This window comes from Exiguobacterium sp. s26, assembly GCF_018618235.1.
Classification (GTDB): Bacteria; Bacillota; Bacilli; order Exiguobacteriales; family Exiguobacteriaceae; genus Exiguobacterium; species Exiguobacterium chiriqhucha.
The window spans coordinates 13750-30622 of record NZ_JACSLS010000010.1 but is presented as its reverse complement, the minus strand read 5'-3'; the positions used below and the strand labels follow the sequence as shown (position 1 = coordinate 30622).

Below are 16873 nucleotides of genomic sequence, written 5' to 3'. Positions count from 1 at the left end.
TTGGTTAGAGTTGCTCGACGACACGTTCCGCTGCCCGGAGCGCGCCTTCAATATGACCGCCGAACAAGGAGTCTGTCTCTGTCCCGGCGAGTGAGAGCCGTCCTTCCCAAGCTGGTTCGAGCGCAATCGGCTGATAAACAGGGAAATCGGTCAACGGTTCCCCGTCTTGGACCGTGGCCGTGTGCCGATCACTCGACCAATCGACGTATATCACGTCACGCGGCTGCCGCGCCTCTTCCCCGAACAGTCGCACGAGTCGATCGATGACGCGACGATTCAGCTCGTCCCGGTCGAGCACTGAGCGTTCGGCAGCTGATAATCGGAAGAAGCCGAATAACGCGGCAAGTCCATCCGGTTGCGAGGCATCATGGATCTCCTGCAATACACCGGCCCAGCTCATACCTTGACCAGATAGACCATTGTCTCGCCAAAACGGACGGTCGTAGACGGCAAGTACTTTCGCCTGCCCGGCCATCCAGGTCGGCGTGTTTGCCAGCTTCGCCTTCGTCGTTTCAGACAGTTCCGGTTGAAACGAGATGCGTGAGACGAGTCGCGGCGGAATGGCTAGGATGACTTGATTGAACAGTTTTGACTCTCCAGATTCGATCTCGACCACTATCTCTTCTTCTACCTGTCGAATCGAGGTGACGGTCGACTCGAGGTGAATCGTCCCGGCAGGCAACGTCGCAGCGAGTGCCGTCGTCAAGCTGGCCATGCCACCGACGAGTCGCATCGATGGGACGGCGTGACCTGGCGGGAGTGTATGCCGTTCGATGACACCGAACTGACGCTCGAGCATCAAGTCACCCGTCGTGTGTTGAGAAAACGTCGGGAGATTGAGCCGCTCGATCAGTTGCGTGATTGTCGTCTCCGTCTCTGGCCAATACCAGGTCGGGCCGAGGTCGAACCCGTCATGGCTTAACACCCGTCCCCCAATGCGATCGCGCGCCTCGAACACGGTGACGTCATAGCCTTTCTCGATGAGGAGCGACGCGGCATACAGCCCACTCACGCCCGCTCCGATGATGGCGATGTTCATAGTGCTGCCCCTTCCTCGACAAACGTCGTCACATCGAGCACTTGCCCGACATCAATCCGGTCGACGAGATAGTGATACTTCGTGTTCGTCTCCGGATACTCCTCGACAATCGCTTCGCACCAGTCGCGGTCGAACATCTTCTCCCACGATTTTTTTAACTCTTCCTCGTCTTTAGCTTCCCGGTCTTCAAACGAGAGGAAATACCGATTCAATGCGAACGTCCAGTAACCGGCCTCGACTTCGAGCACATGCGCGTCCGGTAACTCGACCGTCAAGACGACGCCCGGTTCCCCGGGCTCCAAATAACCGCCCCGCGCGACGTCTGGCCGTGTTTTGCTCAACCAAACCGGATAGTTTCCATGAAGCGAGATCTCCGTTCGCTGTTCATATTGTCCCGCGAGCCAGTCGTAGGCGGGCCGATGGTACGCGTAGTCCTCGTCTTGAAAAATGCCGTAAGCCGGATCACCAAACAAATAACCGCGCTCGTTCGCCGCTTCCCAAGCGCCCGCATGTTGATATGTATAGTAAATTGCCATAGGTATGCCCCTTTTTTTAGTAGATACCTCTAGCATAACTGACCTCCTGTCTCCTTATCCATCGTGGAAATCGTTTGGGTTTGTCTGAATTTGGAAGTATACTAGCCGTATGGATCACATAAAGGAGGAAACAGGATGAATGCTTTAATCACCTTACTATTTAGTTTATTGGCAATCATTGTCCCACTCGCGTTACTCATCGCGGTCATCGTGATGATTGTTCGATTTATCGATCGCTATGAGAAACGAGCTGACGCGCGACTCGATTTAGAGCGTCAAGCCGCGGCTCATCAGCAACAAAAGTTCGACGTCTTAGTGGAACACCTCGAGCGAATCGAAGAAAAAATAGAGGTGCGCTCTTAATGTCGACATCATTCACGATGTGGACGAGACGTCTCGTCTTCACGGCCATCATCGCTGGTCTGTTACTCGTTACGACTGTTGCCTGCCAACGCGTATTCAATATGTCGGAAATCAATCTGTTGGTCGACAAAGCGGATGAACAACAGCTCAGCTATGAGTTGATCATCCATAACCCGCTCACCAATGCTTACAGTTTCGATATCATCGAGGATTAAATCGAAAGGAGTGTTTGAATGGATTGGACCACTATCATGTTGACTGCCTCATTGATCTTGAACGCCTTCTTGCTCAATATTATTATGCGACAAGCAAAGGATATGAGTGCATTGAAACGAAAACAACTCCATACCGAACCAATCGTTCAAGATGCTGAGTTTCATGCGTCGATTAAAGAAAAAATCGATACGATTGGCATGATTCCGACCGTTAAATTCTTGCGTGAGACATATGACCTGTCGTTGCTTGAAGCGAAACAATTGGTCGATCGGGTAAACGAAAAGGAGTAGCGCGCGCTACTCCCTTTTTCCGGCTTTTATGAGTTGAAGTAACCGACTTTCCCTCGGGCATACACCTTGTGCGTCACGTGCTCCGGGTCAACTTTTCCAAGTCTTTGATCGAGCCGAAACGACGCAATGATTCCGATTCCATAAATACCGGTTGCGACAACCATCACACTGATTAGTTCCGGATTGAGCAGTAGCGTCAAGATCAATACAACATATGCTCCAATCAGTCCAAATGCTGTCCACCATTCGAGACGCACAAGCCGCTTATACTCGGCGGACTGGTTGAAACGCAGCAATGTGTTCGTCCGAGCCCCTATTTTCACGAAACCGACAGATGGAAACACTAGAAGGAACCAGATGAATTCAGCGAGACGACGTTCGCCAATCATCATCAAGGTCACACTGATTCCTGTAATCAGTGCAAACAGAATGATTGCCTGACGGGTCGAGCGCTTGCCGCTTTCATACAAATGATTGAACCGTTCGCGCTGCGTCATGAAACCAGACTCCTTTTGTTCAACTAATTTCTTTCAACCCAGTTTGGTCTCGCCACTGAAATGGAATCGACTTTTTCAAACCAAGTCGATAGCCGAGACGCCATCCCAATCCTCGAATCCGGTCCACCCAACTGTCACTCAAGTCTTGAAACGGCATGACGGCCCGGACGTGATGGAGCTCGATACGATGAATCACGTATTGATAGCTAGGTGCCGCTATCGACCGATTGACCGCCATCTTTTCCCACCACTTCTGGTCAAAGAGTCTCTCCCAAGACTTTCGCGTATACGCTGGAGTGGGTTCTTCCTCAGTGTCGAATGCTTCGGCTGTATCAAATAAAGCAGAGTTGTGTAGAACAAAATCCCAAAATGAAATTTCCGAAGCCAACACTTGATCATCCGGTAATTCAACCGTCAATACCACACCTTTATTCCCCGATCCAATCCCTTTGCCGGTGCCTAGGTCAGGAAACTCGTCCCGACACCAAACCGGATAGTTTCCGTTTAGCGAAATTCCAATTCGTTGCTCATATTGTTCGACCATCCAGTCATAGGCCGGTTTGAAAAATTCGAATCCTTCGTCATTGAACATGGCGTAGTGAGGATCACCTTGTAGATACCCTCGCTCTAATGCTACTTTCCAAGCGTCTCCATGCTGACACGTATAATAGATGCCCATATTCATTAACCCTTTCCACATTTGTTCTTTTACCACTTTATCCGATTTCACATCAAAACGTAGTGAAAATAATGGTCAGGGTTAATCGGTCGATTACAACTTAGGCGTTCGGACTTGGGTACTTCACCGCATTTTTCTCGAGCTTCTCTTCAATCGCCTGCGACACATTGATCCCCGCCGCATGAGCGAACGTCAGCGCGTAGATGAGGACATCCGCGAGTTCTTCTTTCATCTCGACGCGTTTCGTCTCGATCGCTTCTTCGCTCGACACCCATTGGAACAACTCCAACAGTTCGCTCGCCTCGAGCGATAGCGATAATGCCAAGTCTTTCGGGTTATGGTGGAACGCCTAATCACGCTCGTCACGGAATTCAATCACTTTGTCCATCAATCGTTGTACTTCGTTCATCTCCACGTTCGCTCCCTTGAATACGTTTTTCTCAATTTCAAATTATCTCCAGTTTAGCATAGCCTTATTCCAATTCATTACTCAAGTCTTTCCTGAATCAATGGTATACTCCAACTAAAAAGGGAGGGATTCGGTGCTTACGTTCGACAACGTCTCTGTTCGCCAACAGGACACGCTCATCCTTGAAAATATCTCGTTCACCATCAATCCGGGTGAAATCGCAGCCATCCACTGCGGCGTCACTTCCCGGGAAATATTGTTCGCATTATTGACGGACTCGCACGCGAACTACTCGGGGACCATCGATACAGCGAATCGTACGCTCTCGGTCTTCTCCATCCGTGATGGCTTATATGATCGGTTGACGGTCGAGGAATATTTGCGTTTCACGCACACGCTCTACGAATCGACGGAATCGCTGGATGCCATCTTGCAAACCGTTCAACTCACCTCATATCGGAACAAACGATTAAATCGGCTCAGTCTGTCGCTCGTCCGGCGCGTCCAATACGCGGCGCTGCTTCTACATAATCGAGACATTTACGTTCTCGAAGAACCGGATCAAAACGTCGACCAAGAGACACGGCACTTGTTCGCGACCGTCTTGATGCAACTGAAGCAGCAACAAAAAGCCATCCTGCTTCTGACGAGCAACATGGAGAGCGCTCTCTTTGTCACGTCGACAGTCTATCGCATCGACCACCGCCACTTGCGCCTGCTCGATGTGGAACCGGATGAACCGGATGCGAACGAAGACGTCACCCCTGACGCCATGCACGTCCGCTTCGAGAAGATTCCAACAAAAGTGAACGAGAAAATCGTCTTGCTCGATCCACCAGAAATCGACTACATCGAGAGCCAGGATGGACAATCCGTATTACACAGTCAATCGGAGCAATTCCCGAGCGTCTTCACGATGAACGAGCTCGAGACGCGTTTGACTCCGTACGGCTTCTTCCGTTGTCACCGGTCGTACATCGTCAATCTTCAACGGGTGCGGGAAGTGATCACGTACACGAAGAACAGTTTTAGCCTCGTGCTCGATGATTCGGCGAAGACAACGATTCCCCTCTCGAAGACGAAAATGGCCGAATTGAAGACGATGATTGGGCTGAAATAGGCTCCATTCACAGTCCGATTCGCTCCACTCAGTCCTCAAGAAGCGCCATTTATGGCCATTCTAATGCGCCCGCCTCTTCCTCTCGATATGATGTAATCAGGAAATACGACATCAACAAGGAGGAACGAGCGATGCAGGATATTATCACCGTGAATCAATTGAAAAAGTTGTTCGGGAACGAAGAAGCGTTACGAGACGTGACCTTTTCTGTAAAAAAAGGAGAGGTGTTCGGGTTCCTCGGACCGAGTGGATCCGGGAAGACGACGACCATTAAAATTTTGACGTCGCAACTCGCCCAGACATCAGGTGACGCCACCGTGTTCGGCGTCCCGGTCTCGGAGTTGAAACAAGAACAGTACCGGAAGCGGATCGGCGTGTTGACCGACAACAGCGGCCTATACACGCGCCTCTCCATCGAAGAGAACTTGCAACTCTATTGCGACCTATACGACGAACCACGCACACGCATCGATGATGTGCTCCAAACGGTGAACTTGACCGGGGAACGTAAAAAACGCATCTCTGCCTTATCACGCGGGATGCTGCAACGGGTGACACTGGCCCGGGCGTTGTTACATGAACCGGAACTGTTGTTTTTAGATGAGCCGACGTCGGCGCTCGACCCGGTCAACTCGCGCCACATCTATAAAGGCATCGAACGGTTGAAGGCAAAAGGGACGACGATCTTCTTGACGACGCACGACATGAACGAGGCCGAGGAACTGTGCGACCGCGTCGCCTTCTTACATCAAGGGGAGATTCAATTGCTCGACGCCCCGAAACAATTGCGCCGGAAATATGCGAACGGCTCGATGCGCGTCGAACTGCATGACGGGGAAACGGTGGACTTGAAACAAGGAAAAGACGGGGCCGACTGGCTCCATGCACAAATGCGCGACCAAAATATCGCGGCCATTCATTCAAACGAGCCGACGCTCGGGGATATCTTTATCGAAGTGACGGGGAGGAAATTATCATGACATTTTCAATGAAACGGGCACTCGCCATTTTCCAGAAAGACTATAAAGACTTGTCACGGAACTTATTCGTCTCGTCGACGTTGATTATGCCGCTGTTCTTCGCCGTCTTCTATTCTCAGCTCGGTGGAGAAGGTATCGACGTGACATACTTCGTCATCAATATCACGTTCAGCCTCGTCGCAACGTTCGTCCAGTGTGCCTTGATCGCTGAAGAGAAGGAGAAGAACACGCTCCGTGGGCTGATGTTATCGCCTGCAAGCACGCTCGACATCTTACTCGGAAAGAGCGCGCTCACGTTCGTGACGACGCTCATCCTCATCGCGGCGTGTGCCTTTATCATGGGATACAGCCCGGCGAACCTTCTCGTCATCTCACTCGCACTCATCGTCTCGACGTTCTTTTATATCGGGATTGGAACGATTCTCGGATTGATGACGAAGACGGTCATGGAAGCCTCACTCATCGTCATGCCGGCGTTTTTCTTCTTCTCGTTCTCACCGATGCTGTTGGTATACGAGGACCGCTTCTCCATCATCGGTCTCCTCGAGTACTTGCCGAACATCGTCTTGATCGACCTCGCGCATCAAATCGAGGCGGGAGCAGGACTTGGCTCTACATGGGTGGAGCTTGCGGTTCTGTCGGCTTGGGCACTTGTCGTGTTCGTTGGAAGTATTGTGATGTATAACCGGAAACAGACAGACTAAAAAGCGACGATATTACTCGTCGCTTTTTTTCTATGTTCAATTCAAAATCTGATGGATTTTATGCGTCAACCACACCTTATGGTGATGAGCCGATTTGAATTAATAAACACTTAGGTTTCAATATAGTTGTAGAATAAGTATAATTAAAGAGGTTGTTCAAAAAAGAATTCTTAACACTTCAATTTATTCATCAATTGAAAACTATCTGTTTTTGCCATGTTTTCTTTATTACTTTGTTATATGAAATCCATTTCGTTTGTTTTGTTTAAAATATATGTACTTACTGTATATTTATACTTTGTTTTTGACATCTAAAGAATGATCGCACCAAAAGACGAGTGGAGAGATAAGTATGGAAAGAATTAAAAAATTCCTTTTATTATTGTTTCTGATGGTGTTTACTTGTTTGACAGTTGCTCCAACTGTTAATTTTGCAGTTCATGGTAATGAGATAACAGCAAAAAATGGGGTACTTGATTTACGTGATATAAATTTTGAAGAGCACAATTATATAGAGATGAGTGGGGAGTGGGGTTTATATTGGAACAAATTCCTCAAACCAGAAAAAGTACCGGATAATCCCTCAACTTTTGTTTCATTTCCTCATATGTGGATGGGTTCTGAAATGAACAATGAGACATTACCAGGTGAGGGACATGCCACATATACACTTAAAATAAAAGTAAATGAAGAGAGCTTATCAACTCATAAGGGCCTTTATGTACCGCTTATTTCGAATGCATCGAAACTATGGATCAATGGGAAATTAGTGAGTCAAATTGGTGAAATTGGTATGAGCTCAAAAGATGAACGTCCAACCTATAATCCACAAGTCATCACTCTTGATTTAGATAAGCCAGAATTTGATCTAGTTTTACAGGTTTCCAATTACTCTGCACGAAACGGTGGAATTTGGGGAGAGTTTTTATTCGGAAATGCAGAAGAATTAATAAGTATGGCTGAGAAACGAATGCTTAAAGAAATGTTTATTATTGGTGGTTTAACTATTTTCGGATTTTACCATTTTGTTATTTATATTCTACGTAGAACAGATCGAGCTGCTCTCTATTTTGGGATTCTTTGTTTACTAATTGCTCTTCGCTCGCTGATAGTCGGCGAGGTAGTTTTAACCGATCTACTCCCTAATTTCTCTTGGGAATGGCACAGAAAAATCGAATATTGGACGATTTCAATCGCGTTTCCAGTATTTTTATTGTTTCTTAATGCAATGTTTCTTAACTATATAAAAAAATCCATTTTACAAATGTCCTTTTTTATAAGTTTACTTTATTCTTTATTTGTCTTATTTACACCTGCTAAAGTTTTTTCGTATACGATTAACTTTTATCAACTGATCATGACAGCGATGATGTTGTATGTACTTTTTGAATTGACCAAAGCGTGGAAGCGAAATGTTCCAGGTGTAAAGGTTTTATTGATCTCAACCGTCATTTTTACTGGTACAGCCTTAAATGATATCCTTTATTACAATGAATGGATTCATACAGGTGATTTTACAAGTGTTGGATTATATATCTTTGTCTTTGCTCAGTCTATCGTTCTTGCTATTAAATATGCATCTACCTTTCAAAAAGTTGAAACCTTGTCTATTCGTTTAGGAGAACTAAATAACACCCTTGAGGAAAAAGTGCAAATAAGAACTTCTCAACTGGAGCGATCACAAAATGAACTAAAACAACTGAATCAGAAGCTCGAAATTCTTTCAAACATTGATACTCTAACAAATGTTCCGAATAGACGGTCACTCAACCAAAATTATGAAGAGGTTTGGGAGATGAACAAGGATTTATTGAAACCAATTACGGTATTTATGATCGATATAGATTGTTTTAAGCTTTTTAATGATACATATGGTCATCAAAAAGGTGATGAGGTACTAAAATTAGTCGCTCAATCATTGAAAAATAGATTGGATATGGTTGGAGGATTCTTTGCAAGGTATGGCGGAGAAGAATTCTTTGCTTTATTAGATGGGAAATCCGTTGAAGAAGCCGTTGATATAGCTAAAGATATGAATGATGTCATTCATAAATTAAAAATCCAACATAAAACTTCAACGGTTGCAGATACAATAACAATTAGTATCGGAATTGCCCATTCTACTTCTGCAAATCTAGTAGAAAAAGAGCAACTAATCAGTAAGGCTGACGAAGCTCTTTATCGTTCAAAACAAATTGGCAGAGATTCCATATCATTGTTTTATCAGAATGAAATTAAACATCCGTAAGTATCTCGATATTGTGGAGAAAATCTAACATAACAGACTAAATTATATTGGAATTCACAAATATATCCCATAATATCTCGCTTGAAAAAGCATAGAGTTTATGGATCTGAGCTTTTCCAAATCTCTATCCTAATCTTTATATGATGAATTATAAAATTAAGTGCAACACCTGAACGTGAACGCAAAAAAGCCCATAGCGACGGCCTCGTGTAGAATGAAGTTACCACACAAACATTCAGACGGAGGAATCGCTATGAGCTACACCCATCTTACCACAGCCGAACGCGTGAAAATAGAGACCTATCTGGAGCTCGGGATGTCCATCCGGTCCATCGCGAGACGGCTCGGGCGACAGCCCTCGACCGTCTCGCGGGAGATCAGGAGGAACCCCGGGTACAAGTCGGAACGTGCACAGGAACGCTACGTGAGGGCGAAAGCGAACTGCGGCGCCAAGACGAAGCTCGACGAAACGATGCGCCGGACGATCATCAGGAAGCTGCGGGCGACCTGGTCCCCGGAAGAGATCGTGGGGCGGCTCTTCGACGGAAGGATCGCCTTCTCGACCATCTATCGCTGGATCTACTCGGGGCTGATCGACGTGCCGACGACCGCGCTCCGCCAGAAAGGCAAGCGCCGGAAACCGGTGGAGACACGCGGGAGGTTCAACGTCGGGCTGTCCATCTCGAAACGGCCTTCGGAGGTCAGGGGGCGCCAAACGTTCGGGCACTGGGAGCTCGACACCGTCGTCTCCGGACGAGGGAAGTCGAAGGCCTGCGTCGCGACGTTCGTCGAGCGCAAGAGCCGGTTCTACCTCGCCCTGCCGATCGCGGACCGTAGCGCGGCCTCGATGGAGGGGGCGATCCACACGGTCCACGCCGCCTTCCCGGAGGGGACGTTCAGGACGGCGACGACGGACCGGGGCAAAGAGTTCAGCGGTCACGAACGCATCCAGGCGTCGCTCGGCGTGCCGATGTATTTCGCCGACCCGTACTCATCGTGGCAACGGGGGAGCAACGAGAACGCCAACGGGCTCCTCCGCGAGTTCTTCCCGAAAGGAACGGACTTCGCGCAGGTGGCGCATGACGAACTCGCGGACGCGCTGGCCAAGATCAACGGGCGGCCGAGAAAATGCCTGAACTGGAAAACCGCACACGAGGCCTTCACCGAGGAAGTGTTGCGCTTAATTTGACAAACCGTCAAAAATAAAGGATATGAATTATACAAACGGCAATGCCTCTTCATGTTCTGTATTTGCATTGAGTAAGCCACGATTATGGAACGTCGAACTTAAATCTGCATAATGCGTTGTGATCGGCAGTCTTGTTTTCAATAGCGAGTGGACGTGCATGAACGATAAGCGATAGACATCCGTCAAAATGGCTTCAAACGGCAAGGTCGTTGTTTGTTGTACGACTTTAAGCGGTTTTGCCATCCCGACACGCGCATGAGGATTCGTCGAGAGAAGATAACCCATGCGCTCTTTTGTATAACTGAGTCCCTGCGAAGTTTTCCACCCTTTTTCATGAATCGCCATCCGTCGATTCACGTTTTTCAAAATTTCCACGTAGTCGAATTGAATTTCACGCGGAGATAGAATTGAATCAATAAGAGTCAAATCTTCACGCCCAAATCCATCTCGATGGAACGTGAGATGCTTCGGGACATGTCCGTACTGTTCTTCGAACGCATGAAGTGTATCATAGACAATTTCCCGCATCGTCTCAGAACTGATTTTCTCCCCCGCTTCACTTGTCGAGAGTGCTTTCTGCTTAATCATCGCCCCGTCTTTCCCAATGATTTGAATGACGCCCGACGCATGTTTTCCATTCTCATGGCTTACGTCTAACCCGACAAAACAATCCGAGTGGAGCGGTTCACCGAGAATCCAAGGTTGTAGGCCTGCCTTCACGTACACACCGAGTAGGATGTTGTACAGTGTATCTTCAGAGTTCAACACGCGATCATGCAGCTCCACACATTGAGTCACGACATCATGTTTCCCACCAAATTCCCGCTTAATGGCTTGATACGAATGACTGAGCGATGCTTCCTCGGCGATGATGACGACGACACCTTCAAAGTGTTTCGGGACATTCTTCAGTTGGAACATGACGTCTTCTGCCTGCAACAAATCGGTAGAGAGCGTTTGGCTCAGTCCTTTTGGTTTAGTCGAGACGTTGAGTGTCACGCCAAAGCGTTCAGACGTATTCTGCAGTTTCTTGATAAAATCGAGGACTTGTTGCAATTTTTGGCGATCACGTAATTTCGGGTCGACAAAGAAACTGACGGTCGCCTCCCCTGTTTCAAACACGCCGCCTTGATTCAAACCACCTTTGGCGTAGCTTGCCGTCCTCCCTTTACCGAAGCGAAGGCGCGGAGATTGTAACGTTTTGATGGTATAGCCGAGACGAGCGGCCCGCACATCTTTCCGCTCAAACTGAAGCATCGGCAGTCGACCGATCAAATCGAGTGCTTCCGGCATCAGTTTCGACATTCGCGCGTCAGGCGACAATTTGATGATTCGATTGACTGCGCCGAGCTGTTTAGCTGGAATCGTCTCAAATGAACAACTCTGTTTCAGTTGCTCGGGTAAGTATGGAAGAATTTGATTGTTTCGATCTTTGACGTGTACGACGAGTGCGTCTGGTGCGATGACTCGTTTTGGATCTTTCTTTGCGAAATAATCAATGATCGAACACTTTAGAATCGGACTCACTTCACTCGCTCGATATGGCGCAACTTCTACAAATTCGTACTCATACGACTTCGGATGAGTCGAATCGATGACACGCATTCCCGTAGCCACGGATTTCGGCTCACGCTTGAACTGCTGCAGTAGGTTTTCGCGGTATTCAAATTGATGGGTCAAATCGAATCCGAAGACAATTTCATCCGTCTCAGACACGTTCACATTGAGGTCCAGTGCCGGATAAACGAGTAGCCCGCTCGTCGACTGCGGATGCGCCTGTTTCGAGCGGAACTTCCCCCGGTTCATCATGTACTGTGGATGTCCCAATCGCTCCAACTGCTTTTTCAACAGTCGTTCAAGTAGCGTTCGCTCGACGTTACGTGAAAGATTAATCTGACGTGCTTCGTATTGTAGAAACGCCTCGTTTCCCCACTGTTTGATTTCCTCAAACGAAGCAATGTACTGATCAAAGAACACAATCGGTTGAAAGCTGTTCAATTTATTTAATTGAAAAATCAGCTTCCCCCCTTGCGTATGTCGTGACGATGGATCTTGGAGTGGTACGGTATAGAGATGGAGTGTCACGTCCGTTGCTTTTGTTAACGCTCGCCATTCTGTTAAGTAATACTGGTTCATCTTTTCCTCATCCTTCCCCATTATTAAATCATTGCATTCACTATAACGGATTTCCTAATATTAGGTAGATAAAATAACGGATAGGGTTCAAATGAGAAGTTTACTTCTGAGACAAAAAACTCCATCACAATGATGGAGTCCACATAATCAATTCGCTTCATAGCTTTTCTCGATGTAAGGCTTCGCTTTTTCAAAGTCCGCCTTAGAATATAAGACAATTTCTAAATCTCCGGTTCCGTAGTGTCCGATTCCTCGCATATCTCGCGTAAATCCAGGTTCGAGCGTTACGGTATCCGGGTTTACTTTCACATACATCAAAATCTTTTGCGTGCTCGGATGAAATTCTACACAAGCGAAGTTTTTAATACGCTTATATGCAATATAGTGCTTCGTCACATTTTCCTGTACATCATCACCAAGTGCCATAAGATACGACACGAGACCATCAAATAAGTCCTTTGATTCTACCGTCGCTTGTTTCAAGTAGTCACTGACTGTCTTACTTGTCACGGATAAATCCGATGAAATCGTGATAGGTTTCGCAGTCGTTGCATTGACGAGGTCCAGTAGCAACAGATCATTCTCGTAATATTTGTATTGGTACAATTCAATATTGCGATTGATTTGTTTAACAGCGTGCTCATCATATTTCGTGAAGCCACCAGCGATACAGACGAGACGCGGATTACTCCAATCAATCGTATCGGACACTTCTTTTCCATACTGCTTCAAAATTGATAGTTCGAACTCTGCTTGGTGGTCGAGTAGCCAGTCCAAATAGAACAATCCTTGGTTAATCACATTTTCGTTTGTCGACCGCTTATATTCAATAATGACAGGCGAGTTATTTTCATCTAACCCAAGCGTGTCAATCCGACCACCGTGTGTACGACCCGTGCTGTACTCCGAAGCAACAAAACGAATACCGAGCAGCTGCTCTAAATTTTTCTCGAACAATTGTTGTAGCGATTTTTCAATCGACATTGATTGACCGTATAATTCTTCCGTACCCTGTTCGCTTATTTGAAATAGTTTAAGATCTCCCATTGTACTCTCCCTTTACACTTCCAACAGCTGGTCAGCTAATAAAAGTGAGTATTCATTTGTAGTATGAAGAACAACTTCATGCAACGCCCTCGTTAAAGAGACATATAACCGTCGGACTTCCTGAGGCGTATCAAAATAGTTCATGTCATCCACGTCCATCATCAATACTGCATCAAATTCCATTCCACGCAAGTAATCGATTGTCGAGATGATAATGTCGTCACTCACTTTTGTAGTTTCCGATTGAATGAGTTGCGTCGGCAACTGTAATTTTGAATGTAAGAAAGACGCGCGCTCCATCGTTGGTGTGATGATACAAATCGAATATTCTTCTTTTCTCCATCGTGATAGTAACTCTTTTAATTCACGACTCTTTTTCGATTTTAGCAGTTCAACCGGCTTCCCGTTCCTTTCAAATGGATCAATCCAACTCGTCTCATGACCCGCATCAGCTAATAAAGCTTTAGCTAAATCAACAATCGGCTTCGCCGTACGGAACGTTTTCGTTAAATACTCAATCGTCCAATTCGATTGTCCATGCGTTTTAACCGGTTCCCAGGACGTCATTTCGAGCAAACGATAGCTTTGGAGCGTGTCACCAAATACCGTCATCCCGTGACACAATTTCTCGAGCACAAAAATGTCTAGTGGTCGAAGCGTCTGTCCTTCATCGACAAAAAGATGACTCCATTTGTCGGGATATCCAGTTGTCTCGTAATGAAGATACATCCAGAAGAAGCGGTCGAGCTCAGTCGGACGTTTCAACTTGTGCCACATCTCTAACAGTTCTTCTGGTTGTGACTTCTTAAGGTAAACCAGACGGCCTGGTTGCTTCATGATTGACCAAATCGTCGCGGCCTCAAGTTTGGTCGTTTTCTTCCAAAAATCGATTAACTGAAGGTGCTCTCGTTTTTCACGTGTAAGACGCTTCTCCATACTTTCATGCATCAACTTCTCTAAGTCTCGTGCCTTCACGGCATTCAATTCTGATGCCCAACGTTTTAAGCCCTCAATTAAGTCTTTTTGATATTGCTCTTTATTCAAGATGGATAAACGTTCCGACTCACTGCGCATCATCTGTAAAATGCGTTCTGTTTGTGCGGGACCTGGACGTTCTTGTCCAAACCAAATGGCTAACGCCCGCTCATGTAAATCCTCTAGCGCTTTAATCGGCTCATATCGTCGAAGCAACACAGCAACGTCGTCATACCACTCCTCAATTGCCGCATCCGCCCATTCGAATAGATCGTGCCCTTGATATAACGGAAGGAGTTCTTGAACGACACTCGCGGAGAAGTCTTTAGACGACCCTGTCTTTAACCACTCATCAAACGCCATTGTCGACACCGATTGAATTTGTAAATGCTCCGCGTCCTTCAACAGTTGATGAATCGTCGCCTCATTCGGAGCCAAATAAAGCATTTTCCGACGTTCGTCTTGATACTGTAAATAAGACATACGGTGCAGCGCCGTCAACGATTTTCCGGTCCCGGCCGCCCCTTGGACGATCATATATGTATTCACGGGTGCCTGGATGATGTGGTTCTGTTCAGCTTGCCGCGTTGCGATGAATCCGTCGATGGAGCGATCTTTTTGTTTCTTCGTCAGTTCTTGCTCCATAAAACTATCTTGTGGGACGTCAGGAAACGTCGACGGCTTTTTGAATGTCGACTTAATTTGTTCGGTAAACCGTTTCGTCAATGAGCTCGATTGCCGTTTTGGAGCACGACGATGATTTGCCTGAATGACACGTCGTTGTCTTCGATCAAGCTCGAGCTGTGTCATTCCAACGATATCACCACCAGGCGTCTCAATCGTCTCTCCATTAAACATGGACGCACGCATCGCCACCTCACTCCGCCAGTCTAGAACGAGCGGAATCTCAGGTGAACGAGGGTGCGCCACTCCGAACTTCCCGACCGGATAAATCTCTTCTTCGCCTTCGTCCTCAATGACGAATGTGAATGAATACAACTCTTTCAGCGCGTCTTTGTACCGTTGTCGTTCCTGTGCACTTTCTGATTGACGTGAATGCCCCCGCATGTCTATCATTTCATAGTCGCTTGACTCAAGACCTGGTTTTTCTCTTGTAGTTTTTCCCGTTAAGTGAGATTCAATGACTGAGCAAAAATCATTCAACCGTTTTTGTTCTTGCTCTATAACAACTGTCACTCGCATTAACCCCCTCGTTTACTACTCTATCTTTCTTCTTCGTTATGTGATTACTATATGAGGCCATTTAATATTCTGGTCTTTAAAATTTCGCTGTAAATATTGCAAGTCACTCGTGTAAACAAGATGAGCATTTTTTTGATGTTTATGTAAATTTGAAATGCCAAATAATAAATCGACAGTTCTTTGAAGACCTAATTCAGGAATACATTTTCTGACTAAAATTTCTCTACGCTTTTTCATGGAAATGGATGTGACCTTAATATATCCATAAGCAGCTAATTCACTTTTTTCATTTAGTTGAAGTGGGACTTTTTTATAGAAGGTATTTTGAATCATATTTTCAATGACCACTGTTTCTCGATTCGTTAATTGCAAATAACTCAACATTTTGTCTAGCATACGACCGTTAAACTCTTCTCGGTCCCAGTCTTTTAAGAGCATCCCATATGGAGTAACAGCCCGATACGGCAATTTTAATCCGAGCATTCGTCCGTAAAAACTAATGGCATCTTGTTCGGCAGCAATTCGACTACTTTGATTGAATTTTCTTTTATACTGTTGTTTTGAAAAACATGAAAAGTAAAAACGGATGATTCTAAAATAGACAATTGGATGAATCTCTTTATGCGAATCTGGTAAATTCCGTATCACATTAAAGTTTTTGATCACCCATGTGTTAAAGGATGTATCACCCGAGTAATGGATGACTTGTAATAGTTTTAAAAAGTGATTCAGTCTTCCCTTCTGTTTATTTAATGATTTCCGTTTACCTAATAAGTCGTCCAACTCCCTCTCAATGAGAGTAAAGCGTCCGGTATCTGCGAAGGTTTGGATAAGATTTTCTATTTGGGCGTCAATAGATGTTACATTCGTATCACGTTTTAGCACCTGAGGGACTAATTCCTCTTTGTGTTCTTTATTCCGAAAGTGAATTTTATATGGCGTTTCATGCTTCGATTCGGAAATGCCAAACCTCATCTTTTTCTTCAGTTCGTCTGGATTGAAACGTACTTCCATCTCAATGAATCGTTCCTCATGGGAAATTAATATTTGAAACATATTCGAACGATGCAATGTCACTTTATCAAGAGTCGCTATATGGAATAACTGATTGTTAATAACTCTACTTTCAGTCATATTTGTAAAACAGATGCTAACCGTTCCAATTCCAATATTTACTGCTAGTTGATCTTCTACATAATGAATAGGAATTTTTCGAATAATAGACTTTTTGTATTTAGCCAA

At 45.9% G+C, this 16873-nt stretch carries 16 protein-coding genes and 1 pseudogene; 8 read left to right on the top strand and 9 right to left on the bottom strand.

Annotation, left to right across the window (positions count from 1 at the left end; genetic code table 11):
• Positions 1–4: 4 nt before the first annotated feature.
• Together KNP82_RS12965 and KNP82_RS12960 are read right to left on the bottom strand one after the other, a co-directional pair.
• Positions 5–1039, bottom strand: a complete 1035-nt coding sequence (locus tag KNP82_RS12965; RefSeq protein WP_214828268.1) for a flavin monoamine oxidase family protein — start codon at positions 1037–1039, stop codon at positions 5–7.
• Complete coding sequence (locus KNP82_RS12960; RefSeq protein ID WP_214828265.1) at positions 1036–1575, bottom strand: DUF3841 domain-containing protein; 540 nt, start codon at positions 1573–1575, stop codon at positions 1036–1038. The genes KNP82_RS12965 and KNP82_RS12960 overlap by 4 nt, the downstream gene beginning before the upstream one ends.
• Positions 1576–1710: 135 nt before the next feature.
• On the opposite strand from KNP82_RS12960, the gene KNP82_RS12955 reads away from it, so the two are divergent.
• From KNP82_RS12955 to KNP82_RS12945, 3 genes are read left to right on the top strand one after another with little or no spacing between them, the layout of a single operon-like run.
• Entirely contained in the window at positions 1711–1938 is a 228-nt protein-coding gene (locus tag KNP82_RS12955) for a hypothetical protein (RefSeq protein ID WP_214828263.1), read from the top strand.
• Positions 1938–2153: a hypothetical protein gene (locus tag KNP82_RS12950; protein WP_214828261.1), complete on the top strand. Its 216-nt coding sequence runs from the start codon at positions 1938–1940 to the stop codon at positions 2151–2153. Before KNP82_RS12955 ends, KNP82_RS12950 begins: the two co-directional genes overlap by 1 nt.
• Before the next feature lie 18 nt (positions 2154–2171).
• On the top strand, positions 2172–2444 hold the full coding sequence (locus KNP82_RS12945; RefSeq protein ID WP_214828259.1) for a hypothetical protein: 273 nt from the start codon (positions 2172–2174) through the stop codon (positions 2442–2444).
• A gap of 26 nt (positions 2445–2470) precedes the next feature.
• Here the strand turns inward: KNP82_RS12945 and KNP82_RS12940 are convergent, their stop codons facing one another.
• From KNP82_RS12940 to KNP82_RS12930, 3 genes and pseudogenes are all read right to left on the bottom strand, one after another.
• Positions 2471–2941 (bottom strand): hypothetical protein, encoded by a 471-nt coding sequence (locus tag KNP82_RS12940; RefSeq protein WP_214828257.1) that lies wholly within the window; start codon positions 2939–2941, stop codon positions 2471–2473.
• Between the two features lie 19 nt (positions 2942–2960).
• Positions 2961–3620, bottom strand: coding sequence for a DUF3841 domain-containing protein (locus KNP82_RS12935; RefSeq protein WP_214828255.1), 660 nt, complete (start codon positions 3618–3620; stop codon positions 2961–2963).
• A gap of 100 nt (positions 3621–3720) precedes the next feature.
• A pseudogene (locus KNP82_RS12930) lies at positions 3721–4029 on the bottom strand (nucleotide pyrophosphohydrolase).
• A 133-nt stretch (positions 4030–4162) separates the two neighbouring features.
• Here KNP82_RS12930 and KNP82_RS15695 point away from each other — a divergent pair.
• The 5 genes from KNP82_RS15695 to KNP82_RS12905 all read left to right on the top strand — a co-directional run bounded on the left by KNP82_RS15695 (position 4163) and on the right by KNP82_RS12905 (position 10270).
• Positions 4163–5149, top strand: a complete 987-nt coding sequence (locus tag KNP82_RS15695) for a LytTR family transcriptional regulator DNA-binding domain-containing protein (RefSeq protein WP_029596187.1) — start codon at positions 4163–4165, stop codon at positions 5147–5149.
• A 131-nt stretch (positions 5150–5280) separates the two neighbouring features.
• A complete protein-coding gene (locus tag KNP82_RS12920) occupies positions 5281–6129 on the top strand; it encodes an ABC transporter ATP-binding protein (protein ID WP_029596188.1) in 849 nt (282 codons plus the stop codon).
• On the top strand, positions 6126–6833 hold the full coding sequence (locus KNP82_RS12915; RefSeq protein WP_029596189.1) for an ABC transporter permease: 708 nt from the start codon (positions 6126–6128) through the stop codon (positions 6831–6833). Before KNP82_RS12920 ends, KNP82_RS12915 begins: the two co-directional genes overlap by 4 nt.
• A 352-nt stretch (positions 6834–7185) precedes the next feature.
• Complete coding sequence (locus tag KNP82_RS12910) at positions 7186–9081, top strand: sensor domain-containing diguanylate cyclase (RefSeq protein ID WP_214828253.1); 1896 nt, start codon at positions 7186–7188, stop codon at positions 9079–9081.
• A gap of 253 nt (positions 9082–9334) precedes the next feature.
• Entirely contained in the window at positions 9335–10270 is a 936-nt protein-coding gene (locus KNP82_RS12905; protein WP_214828250.1) for an IS30 family transposase, read from the top strand.
• 27 nt (positions 10271–10297) lie between these two features.
• Here KNP82_RS12905 and KNP82_RS12900 read toward each other — a convergent pair whose 3' ends face one another.
• From KNP82_RS12900 to KNP82_RS12885, 4 genes are all read right to left on the bottom strand, one after another.
• Positions 10298–12406, bottom strand: coding sequence for a Piwi domain-containing protein (locus tag KNP82_RS12900; RefSeq protein WP_214828248.1), 2109 nt, complete (start codon positions 12404–12406; stop codon positions 10298–10300).
• 147 nt (positions 12407–12553) lie between these two features.
• Positions 12554–13453, bottom strand: coding sequence for a DUF5655 domain-containing protein (locus KNP82_RS12895; RefSeq protein ID WP_214764705.1), 900 nt, complete (start codon positions 13451–13453; stop codon positions 12554–12556).
• Between the two features lie 12 nt (positions 13454–13465).
• Positions 13466–15496 (bottom strand): ATP-binding domain-containing protein, encoded by a 2031-nt coding sequence (locus KNP82_RS12890; RefSeq protein ID WP_214828246.1) that lies wholly within the window; start codon positions 15494–15496, stop codon positions 13466–13468.
• A 171-nt stretch (positions 15497–15667) separates the two neighbouring features.
• Complete coding sequence (locus KNP82_RS12885; protein WP_214828244.1) at positions 15668–16873, bottom strand: hypothetical protein; 1206 nt, start codon at positions 16871–16873, stop codon at positions 15668–15670.

Excerpts from the sequence above, each read along its gene's own strand:
- KNP82_RS12965 (WP_214828268.1), bottom strand. The coding sequence starts at position 1,039 with ATGAACATCGCCATCATCGGAGCGGGCGTGAGTGGGCTGTATGCCGCG.
- KNP82_RS12960 (WP_214828265.1), bottom strand. The coding sequence starts at position 1,575 with ATGGCAATTTACTATACATATCAACATGCGGGCGCTTGGGAAGCGGCG.
- KNP82_RS12955 (WP_214828263.1), top strand. The coding sequence starts at position 1,711 with ATGAATGCTTTAATCACCTTACTATTTAGTTTATTGGCAATCATTGTC.
- KNP82_RS12950 (WP_214828261.1), top strand. The coding sequence starts at position 1,938 with ATGTCGACATCATTCACGATGTGGACGAGACGTCTCGTCTTCACGGCC.
- KNP82_RS12945 (WP_214828259.1), top strand. The coding sequence starts at position 2,172 with ATGGATTGGACCACTATCATGTTGACTGCCTCATTGATCTTGAACGCC.
- KNP82_RS12940 (WP_214828257.1), bottom strand. The coding sequence starts at position 2,941 with ATGACGCAGCGCGAACGGTTCAATCATTTGTATGAAAGCGGCAAGCGC.
- KNP82_RS12935 (WP_214828255.1), bottom strand. The coding sequence starts at position 3,620 with ATGGGCATCTATTATACGTGTCAGCATGGAGACGCTTGGAAAGTAGCA.
- KNP82_RS12920 (WP_029596188.1), top strand. The coding sequence starts at position 5,281 with ATGCAGGATATTATCACCGTGAATCAATTGAAAAAGTTGTTCGGGAAC.
- KNP82_RS12915 (WP_029596189.1), top strand. The coding sequence starts at position 6,126 with ATGACATTTTCAATGAAACGGGCACTCGCCATTTTCCAGAAAGACTAT.
- KNP82_RS12910 (WP_214828253.1), top strand. The coding sequence starts at position 7,186 with ATGGAAAGAATTAAAAAATTCCTTTTATTATTGTTTCTGATGGTGTTT.
- KNP82_RS12905 (WP_214828250.1), top strand. The coding sequence starts at position 9,335 with ATGAGCTACACCCATCTTACCACAGCCGAACGCGTGAAAATAGAGACC.
- KNP82_RS12900 (WP_214828248.1), bottom strand. The coding sequence starts at position 12,406 with ATGAACCAGTATTACTTAACAGAATGGCGAGCGTTAACAAAAGCAACG.
- KNP82_RS12895 (WP_214764705.1), bottom strand. The coding sequence starts at position 13,453 with ATGGGAGATCTTAAACTATTTCAAATAAGCGAACAGGGTACGGAAGAA.
- KNP82_RS12890 (WP_214828246.1), bottom strand. The coding sequence starts at position 15,496 with ATGCGGGGGCATTCACGTCAATCAGAAAGTGCACAGGAACGACAACGG.